This window comes from Herbaspirillum sp. SJZ107 (assembly GCF_006715485.1).
In the GTDB taxonomy this organism is placed as follows: Bacteria; Pseudomonadota; Gammaproteobacteria; order Burkholderiales; family Burkholderiaceae_D; genus Telluria.
Map to the genome: position 1 here is coordinate 2,121,154 of NZ_VFNH01000001.1, position 24,168 is coordinate 2,145,321.

The following is a 24,168-nucleotide window of genomic DNA, read 5'->3' on the forward strand; positions in this document are numbered from 1 at the left end:
AATGACCTCTTCCACCGAGCAATCGAAAGAACAAGACAGCAGCCTGCCCCTCGACATGATCATCTTCGGTGGCATGGGCGACCTGGCAATGCGCAAGCTGCTGCCCGCGCTCTACATGGCTTACCTGCACGGCAACCTGCCGAACGACACCCGCATCCTGTCCACCGGCCGCCAGGACATCGACCGCGGCGCCTACCTGAAGCACATCCAGGACCATTCGCGTTCCTTCATCGCCCAGGAAAACTTCAACGACAAGACCTGGGACGGCTTCCTGCAGCTGCTCGAGTACGTCAAGCTGGACGTGCAGGCGGCGGAGCGCTTCGACACGCTCGAGCAGGCCTCGCGCAAGGGCGCCCAGCGCGTGTTCTACCTGTCGACCGCGCCGTCGCTGTTCACCACCATCTGCGACAAGCTGGCGGCCAGCGGCCTGGTCGACGCCAACGCGCGCGTGGTGCTGGAAAAGCCGCTCGGCACCGACCTGGCCTCGGCGATCGCGATCAACGAAGACGTGGGCCGCTACTTCAGCGAGTCGCAGATCTACCGCATCGACCACTACCTCGGCAAGGAGACCGTACAGAACCTGATGGTGCTGCGCTTCGGGAATTCGATCCTGGAACCGCTGTGGCGCGCGCCGAACATCGCCAGCGTGCAGATCACGGTGGCCGAGGAAGTCGGCGTCGGCAGCCGCGCCGGCTTCTATGACGGCGCCGGCGCCATGCGCGACATGGTGCAGAACCACCTGCTGCAGCTGCTGTGCATCGTCGCCATGGAGCCGCCGACTTCGCTCAACGCGGACGCGGTGCGCGACGAAAAGCTGAAGGTGCTGCGTTCGCTGCGCCGCTTCAAGCTGGCCGACATCGCGCGCGACACCGTGCGCGGCCAGTACATCCACGGCGTCAGCGGCAACCAGGAAGTGGCCGGCTACCTCGAAGAGAAGAACGTGCCGGCCGACAGCGGCACCGAGACCTTCGTCGCCCTGCGCGCCTTTGTCGATACCTGGCGCTGGTCGAAGGTGCCGTTCTACCTGCGCACCGGCAAGCGCATGGCGCGCCGCTCGTCCAAGATCGTGATCGAGTTCGCCAATCCGCCGTTCCCGCTGTTCCACCAGAACGCCGGCGCGGTCGCGAACCGCCTGGTCATCGAGTTGCAGCCGGAAGAAGCGATCAAGCTGCAGCTGATGGCCAAGCAGCCGGGCAGCGGCATGGAGACCCAGCAGGTGTCGCTGAACCTCGACCTGCAATCGGCCATGCCGCAGCGCCGCGCCGAAGCCTACGAGCGCCTGCTGATCGACGTGGTGCGCGGCCGCCTGACCCACTTCATGCGCCGCGACGAACTCGAAGCAGCGTGGCAGTGGGCCGACCCGATCATCGAGGGCTGGCAGACGCTGGGCGAGAAGCCGCATGCGTACGCGGCCGGCTCCTGGGGTCCGGCCGAGTCGTTCGCGCTGCTCGCGCGCGACGGCTTCAGCTGGGTCGAGTAAGCCGTCCGCCACCCAGCACCAGCGCGATCCCGCTCAGGATCGCCAGCGCGGCCAGCGCCAGCCTGGCCGTGAATGCCTCGTCCAGCAGCAGCACTCCGCCGAGCGCCGCGATCAGCGGCACCGACAGCTGGACCGAGGCGGCCTGCAGCGCCTTCAGGCGCGGCAGCGCCGCATACCACACCACGTAACCGAGTCCCGACGTGAGCGCGCCCGAGGCCAGCGCCAGCACCACCCCGCGCGCGTCCGCGTGCCCGCGCCCGGCCCAGGCCAGCCACAGCATAATGCCGAGCGGCGTCGCGCGCACGAAGTTGCCGGCGGTCGCCGCCAGCGGATCCTTCACGCCGCGCCCGCGCAGCGAATACACGCCCCAGGCGACGCCCGCCACCGCCATCAGCGCCGCCCCCGCCAGCGAGGGCGCAGCCACGCCCGGCAGCAGCAACAGCACCAGCCCGCCGGCGGCCAGCGCCAGCCCGAGCCAGCCGCGCGCCGTGAAGCGTTCGCCGGCCGCCAGCCCGGCCGCGAACATGGTCAGCTGGACCATCCCGAACAGGATCAGCGCGCCGCTGCCGGCCGCCAGCCGCAGGTAGGCAAACGAGAAGCAGGCCACGTACAGGAACAGCATCACGGCCGCCGGCCAGTCGCCCGCCTTTCCGGTGCGTGGCGGCGACTGCAGGCGCATCACCAGCAGCAGCGCCGCGGCGCCGGCGGCCAGGCGGATGGCGCCGAAGCTGGCCGGATCGATGCTGCCATGGCGCAGCGCGATGCGGCACAGCAGCGAGTTGGCGGCAAAGGCCAGCATCGCCAGCGCGGTCAGTAACAGGGTGGCCAGCGCCGGATGGCGCGCCAGAGTCGGGCTGCGGCTCAGCATGGTGGGTCTCCTCCGTTTTTTTGTTATCGCTACTGTAAGGCGATATGGCGGAGGTGCCCAGCGCCGCACGATCATTCCGGACGCGCGGGGTTCAGAAAGCTGCCTGCAAATGATCCGAACGCGCCAGGTCGGCCACCCCTTGCGCATCCCGGATGGCGATGCCACGCACGCCGCGCAGCACGAAGGTCGAGGCCGCCGTCCCGCGCGCGAAGCGCACGTGATCGAAACCGGCGCCATCGACGTCGTCCAGCAGCACCGGCGGCCGGCCTTCCGGCCCGGCGCTGCGCAGATCGGCGTGGTGCACCTCGAGGTTGCGCGCATGGCGCACGTACAGGCCGTAGGCCGGGGTGACGCCGAACATGCTCGGCTCCGGATAATGGTCGGCTTCCTCTGGCACCTGGCGCACGGCATCCGCCGCAGTGCCGCCGCCGCCATGCACCACGGTCAGATTGCTGATGCGGACGTCCTCGACCGGCGCTTCCCACAGCCCGGCCACGATCGAGGCAAACGGCGCATTCGCCTGCGACACCACCACGTTGCTGATATTGATGCGGCGGATCGCGCCGACTTTCGTGCCCGCCGGCGCGCGCATGCGGCGGCCCAGGCGGATGAACAGCGGCGCCGTGGTGAGGTCGCGCATCGCCAGGTTGTCGACGGTGACGTCTTCGATCACGGCGCCGTCCACGCTTTCGATGGCCAGGCCGCGGCAATGCTCGAACACGCAGTTGGCGATGGCGATGTTGCGGAAACCGCCGTTCGATTCGGTGCCGAGCTTGATGCGCCCGCACACGCCTTCCTTGTCCGGCGCTTCCAGCTGGGTCTTGCCGAAGGTCCCGTCGAGCAGCGTGCCGAGGTCGAAGCCGGACACCTGGCAGCCGGTGATCGTCACGTGTTCGGTGAAGCGCGGCTTGCCCAGCGCGTACGAGCTTTTCAGGCAGATCGCATCGTCGTTCGGGGTGTTCACCGCGCAGTTCGCGATGCGCACGTTGCGGCAGCAATCGATATCGAAGCCGTCGCGGTCGGTGTCGACCATCAGGCTGTCGATGACCAGGTTGTCGACACCGGTCGCCAGCACCGCGAAATGGCCGCATTTCAGCATCGAGAAATCGCGCAGCTGCACGTTGCGGCAATTCTTGAGCGCGATCGCCTTGTTGCCCTTGCCGGCCATCTCGGCGCCGAACGTCATCCCCTTTCTTGCCCGCTCGCCCATCGGATCGGCGCCTTTCAGGGACGATGGCATGTCGCCCGCCTTCAGTGGCCGGTTGGCGCCGGGACCGGAGCGCGTCAGGCCGCGCCCCCAGATGCGGCCCGGTCCCAGGATCGCCACGTTTTCCAGGCCCTCGCCCCAGAGCAGGCTGTTGTGCCAGTGGCTGTGGCCGAAGTCCTGGTAGGCGTCCCACGGATTCGGCTCGGCCTCGTCGTAGCGGCCCTTGTCGACCGCCGGGTCGGCGGCGACGATGACGCTGCCGGCATCCAGGTAGAGCGCGACGTTGCTGCGCAGGCGGATCGAGAAGCTGAGGTAGCGCCCGGCCGGAAACCATACCGTGCCGCCGCCTGCCGCGCTGGCTGCGGCGATGGCGGCGTTGATGGCATCGGTGTCGAGGGTAGTGCCGTCGCCGCGGGCGCCGTGGGCACGGACGTCGAAGCCCGCTTGCAGCGGGACGGCGCCGGATGGCAGGGACAGGGCGCCGGCGGCAGTCGCGCCGAGGGCGGTGAAGATACGCTGGAGCGCGCGGCGGCGCACGGGTTGGAATCGGATCATGCGCGCTACATTAGCATCCGTGCGGTGCCCTGCGTGCGCAACTTGTTGAGCGATGCGTGCGCCCTGTCGCTCAGTGAGCCCGCGCGCTGTTCTTCAGGTGCTGGATCGCCAGCACGTCGCCCTTGTCGGCAGACTGCCGGTACCAGCGCAGCGCTTCGCCGGCATCGGGCGGCATCCCCTCGCCCTTTTCGTAACGCCTGGCCAGCTCGAACATCGCGTGCGCCTGCCCCTGCTCCGCGGCGCTGCGCAGCCCGGCCAGCGCGGCCTCGCGGTCGGCGTCGGTCTGCGCCGTGGCCGCATACAGCAGGCTCAGATGGTAGAGCGCGCCGGCGTCGCCCGCTTCGGCCAGTGTCAACGCGTCGCGCTTGGCGCGGTTCATACCCTGATCGCCGTCGATCCACCATTTATAAGCGACCGGCACCCACTGCTCGACCGGCTCGCCGTTCCTGCGCGCGGGTTTGAACACGCACTTCGACAAGGCATCCCTTGCTGCCGTGTCGAGCGCGGGGTGGCCGCTGGCGTTCAGGACCACCGTATCGCCCACGCTGCCGTCGGTACGGATCAGGAAGCCGAGCAGGGTGATGCCCTCCTCCGCATTGCGCAGCGACTCGCGCGGGTATGCCGGCTTGGCGCAGCCGGCGGCACCGGCGTGGAATGGAGCGCATGCCAGCACGGCAGCAAGCAGCAGCGAACGGATAGGGTAAGTCATGGCGGCTCCAGAAGTTACTCAGGCCGGAATGACAGCTTGTCGATTTTGCCGGCCTGGTCGAACGTGACCCCGATCAGCAGCCGCTCGTCGGGATAGATGAAACGGTAGAGATAGACCCGCTGGTCGCCATCGGCTTTGCGCTCGAGCAGCTCGACCGACCGCAAGGTGCCCAGGTCGGCCATACGCTCGCTCAGGGACAGCACCCGTTGCGGCGAAAAGACCGCCGCCGCCTTGTCGCTGAGCACGCCGGAGGGCACGCTGCCTTTCGCCATCTGGCCGACGGCTGCACGCAGCGTTGCGGCAACGTCGGGCTCGCCGTCGGGAATCGCTTTTGCAAGGGGAATCTCGAGGGCAGGCACGTAATGCCTGGCCACCAGGTTGGCCAGCTTGGCGGGGCGCGCCGCGGCGCTGTTTGCCAGCACGATGACGGTCAGTCTATCGTCGACATAGCGCTCGATCGCCGTCCTGAACCCCTGCCAGGCGCCGCCATGCGAAATGGTGCGGTGACCGTTGACCGGCTTCAGCTCCCAGCCGTAGCCGTAAGGGGCAGTGCTGCCGTCGTTGAGCGTGACCGGGGTCCAGCTGGCGGTGCGGATTTTTTCGGTAAGGATCGTTTTGCGGTCCAGGGCCATGTCCCACAGCGCCAGGTCATGCGCTGTCAGATACAGGCTGCCGTCGGCCGTGGTATTGAGCTTGGGCGAGACCCACGACTGGTTTTTCAGCTGCCCTTTCACCCATTCATAGCCTGCGGCACGGTGCGGCACGATGTCGCTTTCGCTGATGATGCGGGTGCCCATGCCGAGCGGCTTGAAGATGCGCTCGTGCAGCTGGTCGCCGTAGAAAGCACCGCCTGCCTTGTTGCAGATGAAGCCCAGCAAGTGATAGCCCATATTGCTGTAGGCCCAGCGCTCGCCCGGCGCGAACAGCACCGGTATGCCGGCCTCCAGCGCGACCAGTTCTTCGTCCGAGTAATCCTTGCGGAAGTCCAGCACTTCATAAGGATCGCCCAGGCCGGAGGTGTGGGTCAGCAAGTGGCGGATCGTGATCCCTTCCCAGGCCTTGGGCGTATTGGCCAGGTGCCGCGAGATGGGATCGTCGAGCTTGAGCTTGCCATCCTCGACCAGCAGCATGACCAGCGCCGCCGTGAACATCTTCCCGATCGAGCCGGATTGAAATGTCGTCTCGGGCGTGACCGGCACACTGAGTTCGACGTTGGCCAGGCCATAGCCTTTTTCCTTGACGATCCTGCCGTTCTGCACGACGACGACACTCACGCCGGGAATATGCTCGCGCTTCATTTCCTGCAGCACGGCATTGTCAAGCGGATCGGCGAAGGCGCCGGTGCAGATGATCGCGGCGAGGAGAACGAGAGTGCGAGGCGGCATGCGGGTGCTTGAGTGATGGCGATGACCGCTTATTATAGAAGCCATCGCCAGCCGAAAATGCTCGGATTGTCACGCTGCCGCGGCAAGCCATCGGCCCCCCGTGGATGCTCAAAACTTCTCGGCAGCCGCCGGCCCGCTCAGCGGCCTGACCTGAATGTTCCGGTAATAGGCTTCCGCACCCTCGGACTGGATCGAGAACTTGCCGCGCGCAAGCGGCACCACCTTGCCGTCCACGCGCTGGCGCGAGTTCTCGACCCGCAGCACTTCATGGCCGTTGACGATGTGGATCAGGGTCTTGCCGTCGGCAATGACTTCCATGGTGTTCCACTCGCCCGACGGTTTTTCGTAATTGCCGCGCTTGAGGATGCGCGCGGCGAGACCGGTGCGCAGCGGCAGCGCCGGGTCGTAGCGGTAGAACTTCCAGTCGCCCTGGTTGGCGTCGCCGACGTGGGCATCGACCGTCACCCCGTCCAGGCTGTGATAGTCGGCGCAATCGCCTTCCTGCAGCTGGAATTCGTGGCTGCGCATCCAGTGGCCGCTCTGGGCGCCCTCGGGACCCACCGCGTAGTACAGCAGGCCGCTGTCGCGCGGCGCCTCCAGGCGCGGGAACCATTTTTTGGTGCCCCACTTGAACTCGAACTTGAGGTGGAAGTTCTCGTACTCACCCAGCGTCGACACCGCGCCCCACTCTTCGCCCGACACACGCAGCATGCCGTCGACCACCGAGAACACCTTCTTGGGGTCCTGGTCGAGGCCACGCACCGAGGTCGGCGCCTTCATGTTGTCCGACGTCGGCTGCATGCTGATCCAGGTGCGCCAGCCGCTCAGGTCCTTGCCGTTGAAGAGCTGGGTCCAGCCCGGCTCGGCAGCTTGCAGGGGCAGGTGCAGGGCCAGGACGGCGCCCAGCAGGGTGGCGTGGCAACGGCGGCGGAAGCGGTTCATGGGGTGTCTCCTTGTCGGGGGTGAATGGTCGGCTGGCCCATCTGCGTGAGCGCATGCAATCTAGCATGCAGGATTTGTGAGCGCTACCATCCAGCCCCAGCTTGCCGATTTCGTTATAAATTTTTCCGAATTTTTAACACTTAGGATGTTTTCCTGGTGCTAATATCGCCACATAAATAGTTGTACTTATAAAGCAGGAGACCGCAGCATGAGCACAATCGTGATCGGCAGGGGCATGGTCGTCGCCCATGGTCCGGACAACGAACGCCGCAGCGACCAGCAGCGTCCGCGGCCGCCGCGCCCGGTCCGGCCGCCGCGGGCAGATGCGCCGCTGCGCGCCACGCCGGCGCCGGCGCACCAGGCCTGCGCCGATTTCTACACCGAGCACGGCATCTCGACCCCGAGCGCCCTGTTCGACACCTTGTCCGACACCTATTATTTCGCCAAGAACCGCGACGGCCAGTTCGTCTGGGGCAACCGCCTGCTGCAGGAACAGCACGCGCTGGCCGACGTCAAGGACATCATCGGCCGCACCGACCACGATTTCTTCCGGCGCGACATCGCCGACCGCATCCGCGCCGACGACCTGGCGGTGATCGAGACCGGCGTCACGGTCCACAACAAGCTGGAAGTGATCGACGGCGGCAACGGCGTCCTGACCTGGCTGTTCACGACCAAGGCGCCGCTGCGCAATTGCCAGGGCGAGATCGTCGGCATCGAGGGCTTTTCGCGCGATGCGCGGCGCTCGCAGGACACCATCGCGCCCTTCCACGAATTCAAGGCCTGCATCGAGTACCTGCAGGCGCACCTGACCGAGAACATCGCGATCGAGCACCTGGCGCGGCTGTCGTGCATGTCGCTGTCGACCTTCGAACGCCGCTTCAAGCAACATTTTTCGCTGACGCCCAAGCAGTACATCCTGCACCTGAAGGTGCACGAAGCCTGCCGCCTGCTGCCGACCGCCGGCAGCATCGCGCGGGTGGCGCTGGATACCGGCTTCGGCGGCCAGAGTTATTTCACCAAGCAGTTCCGCAGCGTGGTGGGAATCACGCCCAAACAGTACCTGATGTCGCTGGCACGTGCGCGCTAGACGTCGCGGCCGGCTCCCGTTGTCTTCTTTGGAGAGAGAAGCATGCAACAGAATCGAGATCGCGCCGGCCATGGTCCGGCGCAGCCCGACCATGCACGCCGCACCGCCCTGATGCGCATCGGCGCGCTGTGCGGCCTGGCCGGCCTGGGCGACCTGGGCCTGCTGGCCGATGCGCTGGCGGCCGCCCCCGCTGCCGGCAAACCCGCCGCCCCCGAGTTCCTGAGCCCGGCCGAGCTGCAGCTCACCGGCGTGCTTGCCGACCTGGTGATCCCGCGTACCGACACCCCCGGTGCGCTCGACGTCGGCGCCCACCGCACGGTCGACCACCTGCTGGCGGTGTGTGCCGAAGCACCGGCGCAAGCGGCCTGCAAGGCCGGGCTGGCGCGCATTGACGCCGCGGCCCGCGCGAGCGGCGGCAAGCCCTTCATCGCGCTGCCGCCGGCACGCCAGGTCGCGCTGCTGCAGGCGCTGGACGCCGGCAGCGCGCCGTTCGGGCCGGCGGACCAGGGCTTTTTCCGCCAGCTGAAAGGCTATGTCGCCTTTGCCTACTACACCTCGGAAGCCGGCGCCTCGCAGGAACTGGCCTACCTGCCCGTCCCGGGCGGCTTCAAGGGCGACGTCAAGGTCAGCCCCTCGACCCACGCATGGGCCATCTAGCCTTGGCCACCTGAAGGAACGCACATGAATGCCCCCGCATCGTTCTACATCAAAAGCACCCCGGAGCGCTTCGACGCCATCGTCGTCGGCTCCGGCATCACCGGCGGCTGGGCCGCCAAGGAACTCACCGAGCGCGGCCTCAAGACCCTGATGGTCGAGCGCGGCCGCCCGGTCGAACACGGCGTCGACTACATCGGCGAGAACCGCGACCCCTGGACCATGCCGAACCGCGGCAAGGTCGACGCCAAGGTCGCCGAGGAACAGTTCTCGATCCAGCGCCAGTGCTACGCCTTCGACGAGCACACCAAGCAGTTCTTCAACAACGACCGCGACATGTCCTACTCCACCCCGGACGGCCGCCCTTTCAGCTGGATCCGCGGCAACCAGCTGGGCGGCAAGTCGCTGATGTGGGCGCGCCAGTCCTACCGCTGGAGCGACCTCGATTTCGAGGCCAACCTGAAGGACGGCCACGGCGTCGACTGGCCGATCCGCTACGCCGACCTGGCGCCCTGGTACAGCCACGTCGAACGCCACGTCGGCATCAGCGGCAACCGCGACGGCCTGGCGGTGCTGCCGGATGGCGAATTCCTGAAGCCCTTCGAATTCAACGCGGTGGAAGCGGCGCTGAAGCAGAAATTCGACGCCAAGTATGCGCCGGCGCGCATGATCATCGGCCGTACCGCCAACCTGAACACCGCCGGCGAACAGCATCTGGCCCAGGGCCGGGCGCCGTGCCAGGCGCGCAGCCAGTGCCATCGCGGCTGCTCGTTCGGCGCCTATTTCTCGACCCAGAGCTCGACGCTGCCGGCGGCGCTGAAGACCGGGCGCCTGCGTATCGCCACCGACAGCATCGTGCACAGCGTGCTGTACGACCCGAAGACCAACCGCGCCACCGGCGTGCGCGTGATCGACGCCGAAACGATGGAGACGCGCGAGTACCATGCGCGCGTGGTGATCCTGTGCGCCTCGACGCTGGGGTCCACCGCGGTGCTGCTGAACTCGACGTCCGAAGCATTCCCCAACGGCCTGGCCAATTCCTCGGGCGCGCTCGGGCACTACCTGACCGACCACCTGTGGTCGGCCGGCGCCGACGGCCGCGTCGAGGGCTTCGACGACCATTACTACCAGGGCCGCAGGCCGACCGGGACCTACATCCCGCGCTTCCGCAACGTGGTCGACAAGCACCCGGACTTCGTGCGCGGCTATGCGCTGGCCGGGGGCGCGGCACGCGAGGGCTGGCAATCGGCGGCCTGGAAACCCGGCTTCGGCAAGGACTACAAGGCGATGATCCGCAAGCCCGGCCCATGGCGCTTCAGCCTCGGCGGCCAGGGCGAAATGCTGCCGCGCTACGAGAACAGCATCAGCCTGCATCCGACCAGGAAGGACAAATGGGGCATGCCGCTGCTGCACGTCGACGTCACCCACGGCGACAACGACCGCAAGATGCGCAAGGACATGGCGGACAGCGCCGGCAACATCCTCGAATACCTGGGCCTGAAGGACGTCAAGACCAGGATGGCGACCGAGACCGAGTATCCGCCGGGGCTGGCGATCCACGAGATGGGCACCGCACGCATGGGCCGCGACCCGAAAACGTCGGTGCTGAACGGCTGGAACCAGGCCCACGACGTGCCCAACCTGTTCGTCACCGACGGCGCCTCGATGGCGTCCGGCGCCTGGCAAAACCCGTCGCTGACCTTCATGGCCCTGACCGCGCGCGCCTGCGCCTATGCGGTCGACCAGATGAAGGCCGGGACGATCTGATACGCCGATCAGCCACATTCATATACCGAGACGACATGAAACCATTTACCAAGACCTTGCTGGCGATCCTGATCGGCGCCGGCGCGGCCACGCTGTCCGCGCATGCCGCGGCGGCCCAGCCGACCCAACGCATCGGCGTGCAACTGTGGTCGGTGAAGGACGAGATCAAGCAGGATTTCGAGGGCACCCTCACCAAGATCGCCCAGCTCGGCTTCCAGGGCGTGGAGTTCGCCGGCGAGTTCGGTCCCTACAAGGACAACCCGGCCGGCCTGAAAGCCTTCATGGACAGGAACCGCCTGCAGTGCGCCGGCGCCCACATGCATTTCGACGCCCTCGTGCCCGAACGCTTCGAGGCCACCACCGCCTTTTACCGTACCCTCGGCTGCACCAACCTGGTGATCTCGATGGACCAGCGTGGCGCCAGCACCGAACAGAGCGCCCAGATGAGCCAGGAACTGACCGCGCTGTCGGGCAAGCTGGCCGCCAAGGGCATGCGCATCGGCTACCACAACCACGCCCAGGAAATGGCCGGCACGGTCGGCAGCACGCCTTGGGACGTGATCGCCAAGAACACGCCGCAAGCATCGATCATGCAGCAGGACGTGGGCTGGACCACTTTTGCCGGCAAGGACCCGGTGGCCTACGTCAAGCGCTACCCGGGCCGCACCATCACCACCCACTACAAGGCCAAGTTCGTGGAGGGCGCGACCGGCGGCACGCCGGTCATCGGCCAGGACAAGACCGATTGGGCCGGGCTGACCCGGGCCGTGCGCGCGGTCGGCGGGACCGAGTGGATCATCATCGAGCAGGAGGAGTATCCGAACGGGATGGGGCAGCTGGAGACGGTGGCGGCGTCGATGAAGGGGCTGCAGGGAGTGTTGGCGAAGTTGCCGAAGCAATAAAGCATGAGCCTATCCATCCGCTTCCAGCACATCGTCAAGGACTTCGGCCCGGTCCGCGTCCTGCACGGCGTCGATTTCGCGCTCGAGCCGGGCCGCGTGGTCGGCCTGCTCGGCGAGAACGGCGCCGGCAAGTCGACCCTGATGAAGATTCTGGCCGGCTACGAGCGCCCCAGCGGCGGCCAGCTTGTCGTCGACGGCGTCGAGCGTCGCTTCGCCAATGCGCGCGAGGCCGAGCAGCTCGGCATCGCCCTGATCCACCAGGAATTCAACCTGGCCGAGCACCTGACCATCGCCCAGAACATCTTCCTCGGCCATGAGAAAACCCGCGGGGGGCTGCTCGACCGGCGCGCCATGGCGCGCGAGGCGGCGAACTGTCTGCAACAGGTCGGACTCGAGCGCGACCCGGACACCCGCGTGTCCGAGCTGATCGTCGCCGAGAAGCAGCTGGTCGAAATCGCCAAGGCGCTGTCGCGCCAGGCCAGGGTCCTGATCATGGACGAGCCGACCGCCAGCCTGTCGCCCGGCGAAACCCGCAAGCTGTTCGAACTGATGGCGCGCCTGAAGGGCCAGGGCGTCACCATCGTCTACATCTCCCACAAGCTCGACGAGATGGAAGCGCACACCGACGAGGTGGTGGTGATGCGCGACGGGAAGTTCGTGGCGCGTGCCGCCACCGCCGACGTCGACCGCCACCAGATGGCCAACCTGATGGTCGGGCGCGAGCTGTCCAGCATGTTCCAGCCGAAGACGCCGGTCGCGCCCGACGCGCCGGTGCGGCTGCGCGTCGAGGGCTTGCAGGTACCGGGCTGGATCGGGGACCTCGGCTTCGAAGTGCGCGCCGGCGAAGTGCTCGGCTTTGCCGGCCTGGTCGGCGCCGGCCGCACCGAAGCCTTCGAAGCCATCCTCGGCCTGCGCCCGCGCAGCCGCGGCCGCATCGAGATCGACGGCCGGCCGGCCGAGATCCGCAGCCCGCGCGACGCCATGCGCCACGGTTTGACGTACTTGAGCGAAGACCGCAAGGGCAAGGGCCTGCACCTGGACCTCGGCCTGCGCGACAACCTGACCATGATGACGCTCGAGCGCGATGCGCGGCCATGGCTGGATCTGAAAGCCGGCGAGCGCGCGCTGCGCCAGGCGATCGACGATTTCGGCATCCGCCTGCGCGACCCCAACTGCGCAGCGCGCTCGCTGTCCGGCGGCAACCAGCAGAAGCTGGCGCTGGCCAAGTACCTGCGTCCGGACCCGGGCGTGATCGTGCTGGACGAGCCGACCCGCGGCGTCGACGTCGGCGCCAAGCGCGACATTTACGCATTGATCCACCGCCTGGCGGCCGAGGGACGCGCCGTCGTCGTCATCTCGTCCGAACTCATCGAACTGATCGGCCTGTCCCACCGCGTGGCCGTGCTGCACGGCGGCCGCCTGCAGGCCGTGCTCGAAGCCGGCCAACTCACCGAAGAAAACCTGATCGCCCATGCAACCGACACCCAATACACGAAGCACTGAGCCATCCACCAAGCCCGCAGCCGCGCTGCCGGGCCTGTCCCACCTGAAAGCGGCCGGACCGCTGATCGCGCTGGTCCTGCTGTGCATCGCCGGCGCCTTTCTGAACCCGGACTTCGCCACGGTCGACAACCTGATGAACGTGCTGACCCGCACCGCCTTCATCGGCATCATCGCGGTCGGCATGACCTTCGTGATCGTCTCCGGCGGCATCGACCTGTCGGTCGGCTCGATGGCGGCACTGATCGCCGGCGCCATGATCGTGGCGATGAACGCCCTGGTGGCTGGCGCCGGCGCACCCGGTGCGGCGACCGTCATCTGCGCAGGCATTGCGCTGGCACTCGCCTGCGGGGCCGTGTTCGGCATCGCCCACGGCCTCCTGATCACGCGCGGGCGCATCGAAGCCTTCATCGTCACCCTCGGCTCGCTCGGCATCTTCCGCGCGGTGCTGACCTGGCTGTCCGACGGCGGCGCCCTCACCCTCGACTTCAACCTGGCCGAAGCCTACAGCCCGGTGTACTACCAGAGCGTGCTCGGGGTGCCGATCCCGGTGTGGGTATTCGCGCTGGTGGCGGTCGGCGGCACCGTGATCCTGAACCGCACCGCCTACGGCCAGCACGTGCAGGCGATCGGCTCGAACGAACAGGTGGCGCGCTACGCCGCGATCCGGGTCGACCGCGCCAAGGTGCTGACTTACCTGCTGCTGGGCGTGTGCGTGGCGATCGCCACCATCCTCTACGTGCCGCGCCTGGGCTCGGCCACGCCGACCACCGGCATCCTGTGGGAACTCGAAGCCATCGCCGCCGTCGTGGTCGGCGGGACCTCGCTGCGCGGCGGTTCCGGCCGCGTCATGGGCACCGTGGTCGGCGCGATCCTGCTGTCCGTGATCGGCAACATCCTCAACCTCACCAGCATCATCAGCGTGCACCTGAATCCCGCGGTGCAGGGCGTGGTGATCATTGCCGTGGCTTACCTCCAGCGCGGCCGCCGCTAACGCATCACCGCTCGATTATTGAACAAGGAAACCGTATGCGCTTCTCTAACACCCCACTCACCCGGATCGCCCTCGCCTGCGCGCTGGCGGCCGGCCTGACCACCAGCCACGCCGCGGCGCCCGCCAACGTCACCCTCGGCGTCGCCATCCCCACCGCCACCCACGGCTTCACCGGCGGCATCGTCTGGTGGGCCAACCAGGCCAAGAAGGAACTGGAAGCCGCCAATCCCGGCCTCAAGGTGATCGTCAAGACGGCGGCCAGCACGCCCGAACAGGCCAACCAGGTGCAGGACCTGCTGGTGGTGAACAAGATGAATGCGCTGGTGATCCTGCCGCTGGAATCGAGCTCGCTCACCCAGCCGGTGTCGCAGGTGAAGAACAAGGGCGTGTACGTGACCGTGGTCGACCGCGGGCTGACCAACGCCGCCGCGCAGAATGCCTACGTGGCCGGCGACAACGCCGCCTTCGGCCGCCTGCCGGCCGAGTACCTGGCCAAGCGCCTGAACGGCAAGGGCAACATCGTGGTCCTGCGCGGCATGCCGAGCACCATCGACAACGAGCGCGTCAATGCCTTCAATGCCGAGATCAAGAAGTACCCGGGCATCAAGGTGCTCGACGCCAAGTATGGCAACTGGAACCGCGACGATGCCTTCAAGGTCACCCAGGATTACCTGACCCGCTTCAAGGCCATCGACGCGGTGTGGGCCGCCGACGACGACATGGCGATCGGCGTGCTGAAGGCGATCGAGCAGGCCAAGCGCACCGACGTCAAGGAAGTGTTCGGCGGCGCCGGCGCCAAGTTCGCAGTGAAAAAGGTGATGGACGGCGACAAGCTGGTGCAGGCCGACGTGTCTTACTCGCCCAAGTTCATCTACGACGCCATCAAGATGACCGCCAACGCCCGCCTCAAGGGCGAGGCGCTGCCTGCGCGCACCATCATTCCGTCGGTACTGATCACGCGCGACAACGCCCGCCAGTTCTACTTCCCGGAATCGCCGTACTGATATAAAAACGATAAAAGGATCCGCATGAAGACCATCAAGGGGCCGGCGATCTTCCTGGCCCAGTTCATGGGCGCGGAAGCGCCCTTCGATACCCTCGACAACCTGGCCGGCTGGGCCGCCGGCCTCGGCTACGAGGGCATCCAGCTGCCGACCGACAAGCGCCTGTTCGACCTTGAACTGGCGGCCGACAGCCAGACCTACTGCGACGACATCACAGGCATGCTGGCCAGCCACGGCATCGCCCTCACCGAACTGTCGACCCACCTGCAGGGCCAGCTGGTGGCGGTGCACCCGGCCTACGACGCGCTGTTCGACGGCTTCGCGCCGGCGCAGGTACGCGCCAATCCGCAGGCGCGCCAGGCCTGGGCCACGAGCCAGCTGAAGCTGGCGGCGCGCGCCTCGCGCCGCCTGGGGTTGAACGCCCACGCCAGCTTTTCCGGCGCCCTGGCCTGGCCCTACCTGTACCCGTGGCCGCAGCGCCCGGCCGGCCTGGTCGAGGAAGCCTTCGGCGAACTGGCACGGCGCTGGCGGCCGATCCTGGACGCGTTTGAAGATGCCGGCGTCGACCTGTGCTACGAACTGCATCCGGGCGAAGACCTGCACGACGGCGTCACCTTCGAGCGCTTCCTGGAGGCGGTCGGCAACCACCCGCGCGCCAGCATCCTGTACGACCCGAGCCACTTCGTGCTGCAGCAGCTGGATTACCTCGCCTTCATCGACATCTACCACACGCGCATCAAGGCTTTCCATGTGAAGGATGCTGAATTCCGCCCGGATGGCCGCCAGGGCGTGTACGGCGGCTACGGCAACTGGGTCGACCGCGCCGGGCGTTTCCGTTCGCTGGGCGACGGCCAGATCGACTTCAAGGCGATCTTCTCCAAAATGGCCCAGTACGACTATGCCGGCTGGGCGGTGCTCGAATGGGAGTGCTGTCTCAAGCACCCGGAAGACGGCGCGCGCGAAGGCGCCGATTTCATCCGCCGCCACATCATCCGCGTGGCCGAACGCGCCTTCGACGACTTCGCCGGCAGCGGCGCCGACCGCGCCCAGCTGCGCACCTTGATGGGGATTGCGCCATGAGCGACACGATTCCACGCAGGCTGCGCCTGGGCATGGTCGGCGGCGGCCAGGGCGCCTTCATCGGCGCCGTGCACCGCATCGCGGCGCGCCTGGACGATTGCTACGAAGTAGTGGCCGGCGCCCTGTCCGGCGATGCCGAGCGTTCGCGCCAGTCCGGCGCCGCGATCCGGCTCGACCCGGCGCGCTGCTATGCCGACTACCGCGAGATGGCGCAAGCGGAAGCGGCGCGCGAGGACGGCATCGACGCTGTCGCCATCGTCACCCCGAACCACTTGCACGCGCCGGTGGCCACGGCCTTCCTCGAGGCCGGCATCCACGTCATTTGCGACAAGCCGCTGGGTGTGTCGCTCGAAGAAGGCCTGGCGCTGGCCGCGCTGGCGCACGCACGCAAGCGGGTGTTCGCCCTCACCCACACCTACACCGGCTACCCGATGGTGCGCCATGCGCGCGAGCTGGTGGCATCCGGCGCCATCGGCGAGGTGCGCATGGTGCACGTCGAGTATGCGCAGGACTGGATGGCAGAATCTGACAAGCAGGACCCCGCCTTCCAGGCCGCCAACTGGCACAACGACCCGCGCCGCGCCGGGCCGACCGGCTGTACCGGCGACATCGGCACCCACGCCTGGCACATCGCCGGCTTCGTCAGCGGCCTGCAGCCGAGCGCGCTGCTGGCCGAGCTGCATGCCTTTACGCCGAACCGCACGCTGGACGACCACCTGCAGGTGATGCTGCGCTACCCGAACGGCGCGCGCGGCACGCTGTGGGCGAGCCAGATGGCGACCGGCTGCGAGAATGCGCTGAAGTTGCGCGTGTTCGGCACGGAGGCCAGCCTGGCCTTCGACCAGGAGCATCCGAACGAACTGTGGCTGACACCGCAGGGCGGCTGCGCGCAGCGCCTCACGCGCGGGCGCGTGAGCGGGGCGGCGGCGGAAGCGGCGACGCGTATCCCGAACGGACACCCGGAGGGTTACCTGGAAGCCTTCGCCCAGCTCTACCGCGACGCGGCAGCGCAGATCCACGCGCTCGACGCCGGGCTGCCGGTGCCGGCCTCGAGCGCCTGGCTGCCGACGGTGGAGGACGGGGTGGGCGGGATGCGGTTCATCGATGCGGTGCTGGCCAGCCACCGGGACGGGTCGCGCTGGGTAACGCTCGACATGCCGGATTCGGCCTGAAGACAGGCTCACTCCGGCAGGAAGCCTTTCTCCAGGCGCTGGATGGCGAACACGTCGCCCTGGTCGGCAGCCTTGCGGTACCAGCGCAGGGCTGCCTCGATGTCCGCCGCCATGCCATCGCCCCGCTCGTAATGCAGACCGAGGCCGTACTGTGCCGGCGCATAGCCGAGCTCCGCGGCGCTGCGCAGCATGGTCACGCTGTTGCGCCGGTCCCGTTCGTCCTTCGGCACCGCTTCGAGCAGGCGGCTGAGGCGGTAGCGCGCGGCGACGTCGCCCTTGCTGGCGGCAATCGCCGCCGTCTTCTTCGCGCCGAGCAGTTCATTGTCGCCGTCGATGCGCCAGATAAACATGTAGCGCCACCACCGTTCCCCGGTCCCGTCGCCGCCGGCCAGCGCTGTCCATCTGCACTTCATCACCATCTCCAGGACCGCCCGGTCCAGCGGCTCGAAACCGCTGGAGTCGGCCACGACCGAGCGCAGCGGCGTGCCATCGGCCCGCACCAGAACGGCGACGACGCTGATGCCGGCTTCCCAGCGCTGCATGGCCTCCTCCGGGTAGCGTGGCTTGCGGCAACCGGTCGCCTGCTGGATGTCGGCGGCAGCGGCCGCAGTGGAAAGCAGCGCCGCAGCCGCGAGGACGGCGGCGCACAGCGAACGCAGGGAGAAAGAATGGATGGTCATGGCGCTTTCAGTCTTCGAGACGGCCTGTCTCCAGGCGCTGGATGGCGAACACGTCGCCCTGGTCGGCAGCCTTGCGGTACCAGCGCAGGGCTGCCTCGATATCCGAGGTCACGCCGTCGCCCTTCTCGTAACGGCGGCCCAGCGCGAACTGTGCCGGCGCGGAGCCGAGTTCCGCCGCGCTGCCCAGCAGGGTCAGGCTGTCGCGCCGATCCTGGTCGTTCTTCGGCTCTGCCTCGAGCAGGCGGCTGATGCGGTAGCGCGCAGCGATGTCGCCCTTCCTGGCTGCCACCGCGGCCTGGTTCTTGGCAAAGGCGAAGTTCGGCGTCCCTTCGACGACCCACCAATACGCAATCATCACCCATCGTTCGGCCGGCCCGTCGCTGCCGGCCCGCGGCTTCCACCGGCATTTCATCAGCGCGTCCGCCGTCGCCTCGTCCAGCGCCTCGAAACCGCTGGAATCGACCACGATGGAACGTACCGGCGTGCCGTCCGCACGCACCAGGAAGCCAAGCAGGCTGATGCCGTCCTCCCCGCGCTTCAGTGCCAGGCGCGGGTATGCCGGCTTGCTGCAACCGGTCAGTTCCCCGAGATCGGCGGCAGCCGTGCCGGGCCAGGCGAGCGCCCAGCACAAGAGGGCCAGTGCGGACAGGGAATGCCGGGAACGCAGCGCCATGATTGACCTTGTATAAATAATACTGAACTGTAGGCAATTCCGCGCCGGTTGTAAAGCCAGCCGTTTTCCGCTTTCCGCACACTGCTCAGCGAGTTGAAAACGGCATCATCTCCCGTGCGGGTAAGTCGAGCGCCTGGCTGCCCAGCGTGGAGAACAGAGTCGGCGGAATGCGTTTCATCGATGCGGTGCCGGCCAGCCACCGCGACGGATCGCGCCGGGTGGCAATCGGGAACTGATCAGCCTCGCGCAAAGCGGAAGGCGGCGCGCACCTCGTCGGTAAACACGGCCGGCTGCTCCAGGGCCGCGAAGTGGCCACCCTTGTCCAGTTCATTGAAATGGACAAGGTGCCCGAAACGGCGCTCGGCCCAGCGCTTCGACAGCCTGAGCTGCTCGCCCGGGAACATGCTGATCGAGGCCGGCGTCTGCATCGGCGCGGTCGGCGTGCCGCCCTGGCGCATCGACTGCATGGCTTCCCAGTACAGCCGCGCCGAACTGGCCCCGCTGTTGGTCAGCCAGTACAGCATGATGTCGTCGATCAGGTCGTCCAGCTCGAAGACGCGCTCGGGGTCGGCGCCGCTGTCGGACACGTCCTGGAACAAGGCGTAGATCCAGGCCGCCAGGCCGACCGGGGAATCGGCCAGCGCGAAGCCGACCGATTGCGGGCGCGTGGCCTGCACCTTGAAGTAGCCTGAAAATTCCTCGTCGTAGCGCCGGGCCGCATCCAGCATGGTTTTCTCCTCCGGGGTGGCGGCCGCGCACTCCTCCTCGGTCGGATGGAACATCACCATGTTCAGGTGGATGCCGACGAGCGACGGCGGCGCCATGTAGCCGAGGGTGGTGGTCACGGCAGCGCCCCAGTCGCCGCCTTGCGCGGCCCAGCGCGTGTAGCCGAGGCGCGCCATCAGTGTCGTCCAGGCCCCGGCGATACGGCCCACGTTCCAGCCGGTGGCGGTCGGCTTGCCGGAAAAGCCGAAGCCCGGCATCGACGGGATCACGAGGTGGAAGGCATCGCGCGCGTCGCCGCCATGCGCAACAGGATCCGTGAGAGGACCGATGACCTTGCGGAATTCCAGTACCGAGCCAGGCCAGCCATGGGTCAGCAGCAAGGGCATCGCATCCGGTTCGGGCGAGCGCACATGAAGGAAATGGATATCGAGACCATCGATCTCCGTGCGGTACTGTCCCAGGTCGTTCAGCAGGCGTTCGCAGCGGCGCCAGTCGTAGCCGTCCTGCCAGCGCGCCGCCAGCGCGCGCAGTTTCGCCAATTGCGGCCCCTGGCTGGTATCGCGCACGGTTTCCGCATCCGGCCAGCGGGTGCGCGCCAGGCGCGTATGCAGGTCGTCGAGGTCGGACTGGGGAACGGACAGGTGAAACTGGTGCACTGCGTCGGACATTGTATTTCCTTTCCAGAGGGTGGGCCGCGTAAAATTGATGCCGTGAATGATCAAATAACTGAACTGAACGGTTCAGTCTAGCATGTTTGATAATTCTTCCACATGATTTCGTTAGGAGATGTATGAACGCAGCAGAGCCGATCCGGCGTGGCGCCGGCGGGCGGCCACCCCTGGCGCGCAAGGGCGACATCGAAGAGCGCCTGCTCGACGCCGCGACGCGCTTGTTCCTGGAACTGGGATTCGAAGGAACCAGCTGCGACCAGGTGGCGCAAGAAGCGCGCGCCGGCAAGGCCAGCATCTATGCGCGTTACGCCAACAAGACGGCGCTGCTGACGGCGGTGATCGAGTACAAGCTCGGGCGCCTGCTGAAGGACGCGGCACCTGCCACCGCCGATGCGCCGCTGCGTGAACGCCTGCTGGGCGCCGCGGACGCGGTGGTCGGGCAGTTGCTGCAGCCGGATGCGGTGGCCCTGCTGCGCCTGATCGTGGCGGAAGCCCCGCGCCTGCAGTCCGGCGCCACGGGCGCCGCCCGGATCCTGGACCGGATCGGCGAGCGTCACATCGCCATGGCAATCGCCGCCCGGCCAGCTGGGACGAATGCGCAAGCCGCAGGCGATGTCGCCGGCGCGGCTGCACCGGCGGCGGCGCTGGTCGACCGAGTCCTGGCGCCGGCGCTGCTGCGCGCCCTGCTCGGCGCCGAGCCGGCTACGCTGCGGCAGGCGGCCCACGCCGCCCTCCCTACCGCGGTCGACACGCTGATCGGGTCAGGCCTGCTGGATGGCTGGGAATAAAGGCATTTTTCCGCAACCCGCGCACTGCTCACGGACTTGAAAACAACATAATTCCTTGTACGGGTAAGATACGGTTTTTTGAACGGCATCTGCAAGGAAACCCATGTTCAATCCAACCGACCATCCGCACCGCCGCTACAACCCGCTCTCCGGCGACTGGGTGCTGGTGTCGCCGCACCGCGCCAAGCGCCCCTGGCAGGGCCAGCAGGAAGCGGTCGACCGCGCACCGCGGCCCGCGCATGACCCGAGCTGCTACCTGTGCGCCGGCAATACCCGCGTCAACGGCGTCAAGAACCCGGACTACAGCGGCACCTACGTCTTCGAAAACGACTTCGCCGCGCTGACGCCGGACACGCCGGACGCCCCCGGCGGCGCCGATCCGCTGTTCCAGAGCATGAGCGCGCGCGGCACCAGCCGCGTGATCTGCTTCTCACCCGACCACAGCAAGTCGCTGCCGCTGCTCGAGCTGCCCGCCATCGAAGGCGTGATCGACACCTGGTGCGAGCAGAGCGCGGAACTCGGCAAGACCTATCCCTGGGTGCAGGTCTTCGAGAACAAGGGCGCGGTGATGGGCTGCTCCAACCCGCACCCGCACGGCCAGATCTGGGCCACCAGCTTCCTGCCCGAACTGCCGGCCGCCGAAGACGAGCGCCAGCGCGCGTACTTCGCCGACCAGGGTCGCCCGATGCTGCTCGACGTGGTTGAGCGCGAGCTTGATAGCGAGCGCGTGGTGGTCAAGACCGCGCACTGGCTGGCCATCGTGCCCTACTGGGCGGCCTGGCCCTTCGAAATCCTGCTGCTGCCACGCTTTTCCGTGCGGCGCCTGGAAGACCTGGGCCAGGAACAGCGCGCCGACCTGGCGCTGGCGCTGAAACAGCTCACCACGCGCTACGACAACCTGTTCCAGACCTCGTTCCCGTACTCGATGGGCTGGCACGGCGCGCCCTACAATGACGAAGACGGCGCCCCATGGCAGCTGCACGCGCATTTCTATCCGCCGCTGCTGCGCTCGGCCTCGGTGCGCAAGTTCATGGTCGGCTTCGAGATGCTGGCCGAAGCCCAGCGCGACCTGACACCGGAACAGGCGGCCGCCCAGCTGCGCGCCCAGTCCGACGTGCATTACCTGAACAATCCACAACCTGAATAATATGAGCACAACCCTGACGGCCCGCGTGGCCAGCGTTTTCGAGAGCACCTTCGGCGAACCGGCACCGCTGCTGGTACAGGCACCGGGACGCGTCAACCTGATCGGCGAGCACACCGACTACAACGACGGCCTGGTGCTGCCCTGCGCCATCGACTACCGCACCGTGATCGCCGCGCGCCTGCGCGACGATACCGTAGTCCACGTGGTGGCCGCCGATTACGACAATGCGGGCGACGAGTTCCGCATGGACGCCCCGATCGAACGCCTGGACCAGCCGATGTGGGCCAACTACGTGCGCGGCATGGTGCAGGACCTGCTCGCTTTCGGCGAAAAGCAGGGCTTGCCGGTGCAGGGCATGGACCTGGTGATCGCGGGCGACGTGCCGCAGGGCGCCGGCCTGTCGTCGTCGGCCTCGCTGATGGTGGCGATCGGCACCCTGTTCGCCGCCCTGCCCGGCTACGACCAGCTCACGCCGATCGACATCGCCCTGGCCGCCCAGCGTGCCGAAAACGAATTCGTCGGCACCAAGTGCGGCAACATGGACCAGATCAGCTCCGCCTGCGGCAAGGAAGGCCACGCGCTGATGATCGACTGCCGTTCGCTCGACGTGAAGCCGGTGCCGATCCCCGAGGGCGCGGCCATCATGATCTTCCACTCGCACGTGGAACGCGGCCTGGTGGACAGCGAATACAACACCCGGCGCGAACAGTGCGAAGCCGCCGCCCGCCACTTCGGCGTGCCGGCCCTGCGCGACGTCGACATGGCCATGCTGGAGCAGCGCGGCGCCGAACTCGATCCGATGACGCTGCGCCGCGCGCGCCACGTGGTCACCGAGAACGAGCGCGTGCTGGCCGCATCCGAAGCGCTGGCGGCCGGCGACCTGGCGCGCATGGGCCAGCTGATGGCGGCCTCGCACGCGTCGATGCGCGACGACTTCGAGATCACCGTGCCGCTGATCGACCAGCTGGTCGAGATCGTCAAGGCTACGATCGGCGACCGCGGCGGCGTGCGCATGACCGGCGGCGGCTTCGGCGGCTGCGTGGTGGCGCTGGTGCCGCAGGACCTGGTCGAGGCCACCGAAACGGCGGTCGAGCGCGACTACCGCGGGCCGAAGGGGCAGCTGTCGACCATCTACGTGTGCCGCGCGGCAGCGGGTGCCGGGACCATCGCCGAATGAGCTGGACGCCGCCTGCCGGGCGTTATGCGGCCATGCCCTACCCGCATTGCGGGCGCAGCGGCCTGCGCCTGCCGGCGGTGTCGCTCGGCCTGTGGCACAACTTCGGCGCCGGGGCCGACCTCGAGCGCCAGCGCGCCATCGTGCGCACGGCGTTCGACCAGGGCATCACCTGCTTCGACCTGGCCAACAACTACGGCCCGCCGCCGGGGTCCGCCGAAAGCAATTTCGGACGCCTGCTCGAAGCCGACCTGCGGCCCTACCGCGACGAGATCGTGGTCTGCACCAAGGCCGGCTACACGATGTGGCCGGGTCCCTACGGCGACTGGGGCAGCCGCAAATACCTGGTCGCGAGCCTGGACCAGAGCCTGAAACGCATGGGACTGGACTACGTCGACGTCTTCTATCACCACCGCCCGGACCCCGACACGCCGCTCGAGGAAACGATGGCGGCGCTCGACTGGATCGTGCGCAGCGGCCGCGCGCTGTACGCCGGCATCTCGAACTACAACGGCGAACAGACCCGGCGCGCAGCCGCCGAGTTGCGCCGCCTGGGCACGCCCTGCATCGTCAACCAGTCGAAGTACAGCATGCTGGTGCGCGCGGCCGAGGCCGACCTGCTGCCGGTGCTGGAACAGGAAGGTATCGGCGGCGTGGCGTTTTCGCCGCTGGCCCAGGGCCTGCTGAGCGACCGCTACCTGGGCGGCGCCCTGCCCGGCGATTCGCGCGCGGCCGGCGGCGCTGGCTTCCTGAAGCCGGAACACGTGAACGACGGGCGCCTGCGCATTGCGCGTGCCCTCGATGCCGTCGCGCGCGAGGGCGGCGGGTCGCTGGCCCAGCTGGCGCTGCGCTGGGTCAAGCGCCAGCCGGCGATCACCTCGGTGCTGATCGGCGCCAGCAAGCCGGAACAGGTGCTGGAAGCGGTGCGCGCCATGCAGATGCCGGCGTTGACAGCCGACGAAATTGCCGCGGTGGAGACGATTCTCGCCGGCGTCTGAGA

At 67.6% G+C, this 24,168-nt stretch carries 22 protein-coding genes; 14 read left to right on the top strand and 8 right to left on the bottom strand.

Annotated features, from left to right (window positions below):
- The first annotated feature begins 1 nt into the window (after position 1).
- Entirely contained in the window at positions 2–1,480 is a 1,479-nt protein-coding gene (zwf, locus tag FBX97_RS09270) for a glucose-6-phosphate dehydrogenase (RefSeq protein WP_141830566.1), read from the top strand.
- Here the strand turns inward: zwf and FBX97_RS09275 are convergent.
- The 5 genes from FBX97_RS09275 to FBX97_RS09295 form a co-directional block, all read right to left on the bottom strand.
- Entirely contained in the window at positions 1,464–2,348 is an 885-nt protein-coding gene (locus FBX97_RS09275) for a DMT family transporter (RefSeq protein WP_141830568.1), read from the bottom strand. The two genes, zwf and FBX97_RS09275, sit on opposite strands and share 17 nt — an antisense overlap.
- Positions 2,349–2,439: 91 nt before the next feature.
- Complete coding sequence (locus tag FBX97_RS09280) at positions 2,440–4,110, bottom strand: glycoside hydrolase family 28 protein (RefSeq protein ID WP_141830570.1); 1,671 nt, start codon at positions 4,108–4,110, stop codon at positions 2,440–2,442.
- 70 nt (positions 4,111–4,180) lie between these two features.
- Positions 4,181–4,819 carry a TonB family protein gene (locus FBX97_RS09285; protein WP_141830572.1) on the bottom strand — a complete coding sequence of 213 codons (639 nt, stop codon included), beginning with the start codon at positions 4,817–4,819 and terminating at the stop codon, positions 4,181–4,183.
- Between the two features lie 14 nt (positions 4,820–4,833).
- Positions 4,834–6,204: a serine hydrolase gene (locus FBX97_RS09290; protein ID WP_141830573.1), complete on the bottom strand. Its 1,371-nt coding sequence runs from the start codon at positions 6,202–6,204 to the stop codon at positions 4,834–4,836.
- A 108-nt stretch (positions 6,205–6,312) separates the two neighbouring features.
- Positions 6,313–7,146: a DUF1080 domain-containing protein gene (locus FBX97_RS09295; RefSeq protein ID WP_141830575.1), complete on the bottom strand. Its 834-nt coding sequence runs from the start codon at positions 7,144–7,146 to the stop codon at positions 6,313–6,315.
- A 208-nt stretch (positions 7,147–7,354) separates the two neighbouring features.
- Between FBX97_RS09295 and FBX97_RS09300 the strand changes: the two genes are divergently transcribed.
- From FBX97_RS09300 to FBX97_RS09340, 9 genes are read left to right on the top strand one after another with little or no spacing between them, the layout of a single operon-like run.
- Positions 7,355–8,236, top strand: coding sequence for an AraC family transcriptional regulator (locus FBX97_RS09300; RefSeq protein ID WP_141830576.1), 882 nt, complete (start codon positions 7,355–7,357; stop codon positions 8,234–8,236).
- A 42-nt stretch (positions 8,237–8,278) separates the two neighbouring features.
- Positions 8,279–8,893, top strand: a complete 615-nt coding sequence (locus tag FBX97_RS09305; RefSeq protein WP_141830578.1) for a gluconate 2-dehydrogenase subunit 3 family protein — start codon at positions 8,279–8,281, stop codon at positions 8,891–8,893.
- A gap of 24 nt (positions 8,894–8,917) precedes the next feature.
- The gene (locus FBX97_RS09310) at positions 8,918–10,657 is read left to right on the top strand and encodes a GMC oxidoreductase (protein WP_141830580.1); all 1,740 of its coding nucleotides are present in this window, start codon (positions 8,918–8,920) and stop codon (positions 10,655–10,657) included.
- A 35-nt stretch (positions 10,658–10,692) separates the two neighbouring features.
- Positions 10,693–11,559, top strand: a complete 867-nt coding sequence (locus FBX97_RS09315) for a sugar phosphate isomerase/epimerase (RefSeq protein ID WP_141830581.1) — start codon at positions 10,693–10,695, stop codon at positions 11,557–11,559.
- A 3-nt stretch (positions 11,560–11,562) separates the two neighbouring features.
- A complete protein-coding gene (locus FBX97_RS09320; RefSeq protein WP_141830583.1) occupies positions 11,563–13,062 on the top strand; it encodes a sugar ABC transporter ATP-binding protein in 1,500 nt (499 codons plus the stop codon).
- Positions 13,031–14,053, top strand: coding sequence for an ABC transporter permease (locus tag FBX97_RS09325; protein ID WP_141830585.1), 1,023 nt, complete (start codon positions 13,031–13,033; stop codon positions 14,051–14,053). The genes FBX97_RS09320 and FBX97_RS09325 overlap by 32 nt, the downstream gene beginning before the upstream one ends.
- A 35-nt stretch (positions 14,054–14,088) precedes the next feature.
- On the top strand, positions 14,089–15,057 hold the full coding sequence (locus tag FBX97_RS09330) for a substrate-binding domain-containing protein (protein ID WP_141830586.1): 969 nt from the start codon (positions 14,089–14,091) through the stop codon (positions 15,055–15,057).
- A 24-nt stretch (positions 15,058–15,081) separates the two neighbouring features.
- Positions 15,082–16,137 (top strand): sugar phosphate isomerase/epimerase, encoded by a 1,056-nt coding sequence (locus FBX97_RS09335; protein WP_141830588.1) that lies wholly within the window; start codon positions 15,082–15,084, stop codon positions 16,135–16,137.
- Positions 16,134–17,309 carry a Gfo/Idh/MocA family protein gene (locus tag FBX97_RS09340; protein WP_255517373.1) on the top strand — a complete coding sequence of 392 codons (1,176 nt, stop codon included), beginning with the start codon at positions 16,134–16,136 and terminating at the stop codon, positions 17,307–17,309. The genes FBX97_RS09335 and FBX97_RS09340 overlap by 4 nt, the downstream gene beginning before the upstream one ends.
- An 8-nt stretch (positions 17,310–17,317) precedes the next feature.
- Here FBX97_RS09340 and FBX97_RS30370 read toward each other — a convergent pair whose 3' ends face one another.
- The 3 genes from FBX97_RS30370 to FBX97_RS09355 all read right to left on the bottom strand — a co-directional run bounded on the left by FBX97_RS30370 (position 17,318) and on the right by FBX97_RS09355 (position 20,056).
- Positions 17,318–17,989 carry a TonB family protein gene (locus tag FBX97_RS30370; protein WP_185748522.1) on the bottom strand — a complete coding sequence of 224 codons (672 nt, stop codon included), beginning with the start codon at positions 17,987–17,989 and terminating at the stop codon, positions 17,318–17,320.
- Between the two features lie 7 nt (positions 17,990–17,996).
- Positions 17,997–18,662, bottom strand: coding sequence for a TonB family protein (locus FBX97_RS30375; RefSeq protein ID WP_185748523.1), 666 nt, complete (start codon positions 18,660–18,662; stop codon positions 17,997–17,999).
- Positions 18,663–18,898: 236 nt separating this feature from the next.
- Positions 18,899–20,056: an epoxide hydrolase family protein gene (locus FBX97_RS09355; protein ID WP_141830590.1), complete on the bottom strand. Its 1,158-nt coding sequence runs from the start codon at positions 20,054–20,056 to the stop codon at positions 18,899–18,901.
- Positions 20,057–20,178: 122 nt separating this feature from the next.
- Between FBX97_RS09355 and FBX97_RS09360 the strand changes: the two genes are divergently transcribed.
- The 4 genes from FBX97_RS09360 (at position 20,179) to FBX97_RS09375 (ending at position 24,166) form a co-directional block, all read left to right on the top strand.
- On the top strand, positions 20,179–20,847 hold the full coding sequence (locus FBX97_RS09360; RefSeq protein WP_141830592.1) for a TetR/AcrR family transcriptional regulator: 669 nt from the start codon (positions 20,179–20,181) through the stop codon (positions 20,845–20,847).
- Between the two features lie 103 nt (positions 20,848–20,950).
- On the top strand, positions 20,951–21,994 hold the full coding sequence (locus tag FBX97_RS09365; protein WP_141830594.1) for a UDP-glucose--hexose-1-phosphate uridylyltransferase: 1,044 nt from the start codon (positions 20,951–20,953) through the stop codon (positions 21,992–21,994).
- Between the two features lies 1 nt (position 21,995).
- Positions 21,996–23,171 carry a galactokinase gene (gene galK / locus FBX97_RS09370; protein ID WP_141830595.1) on the top strand — a complete coding sequence of 392 codons (1,176 nt, stop codon included), beginning with the start codon at positions 21,996–21,998 and terminating at the stop codon, positions 23,169–23,171.
- Positions 23,168–24,166: an aldo/keto reductase gene (locus FBX97_RS09375; protein ID WP_141830597.1), complete on the top strand. Its 999-nt coding sequence runs from the start codon at positions 23,168–23,170 to the stop codon at positions 24,164–24,166. Before galK ends, FBX97_RS09375 begins: the two co-directional genes overlap by 4 nt.
- Positions 24,167–24,168 lie beyond the last annotated feature (2 nt).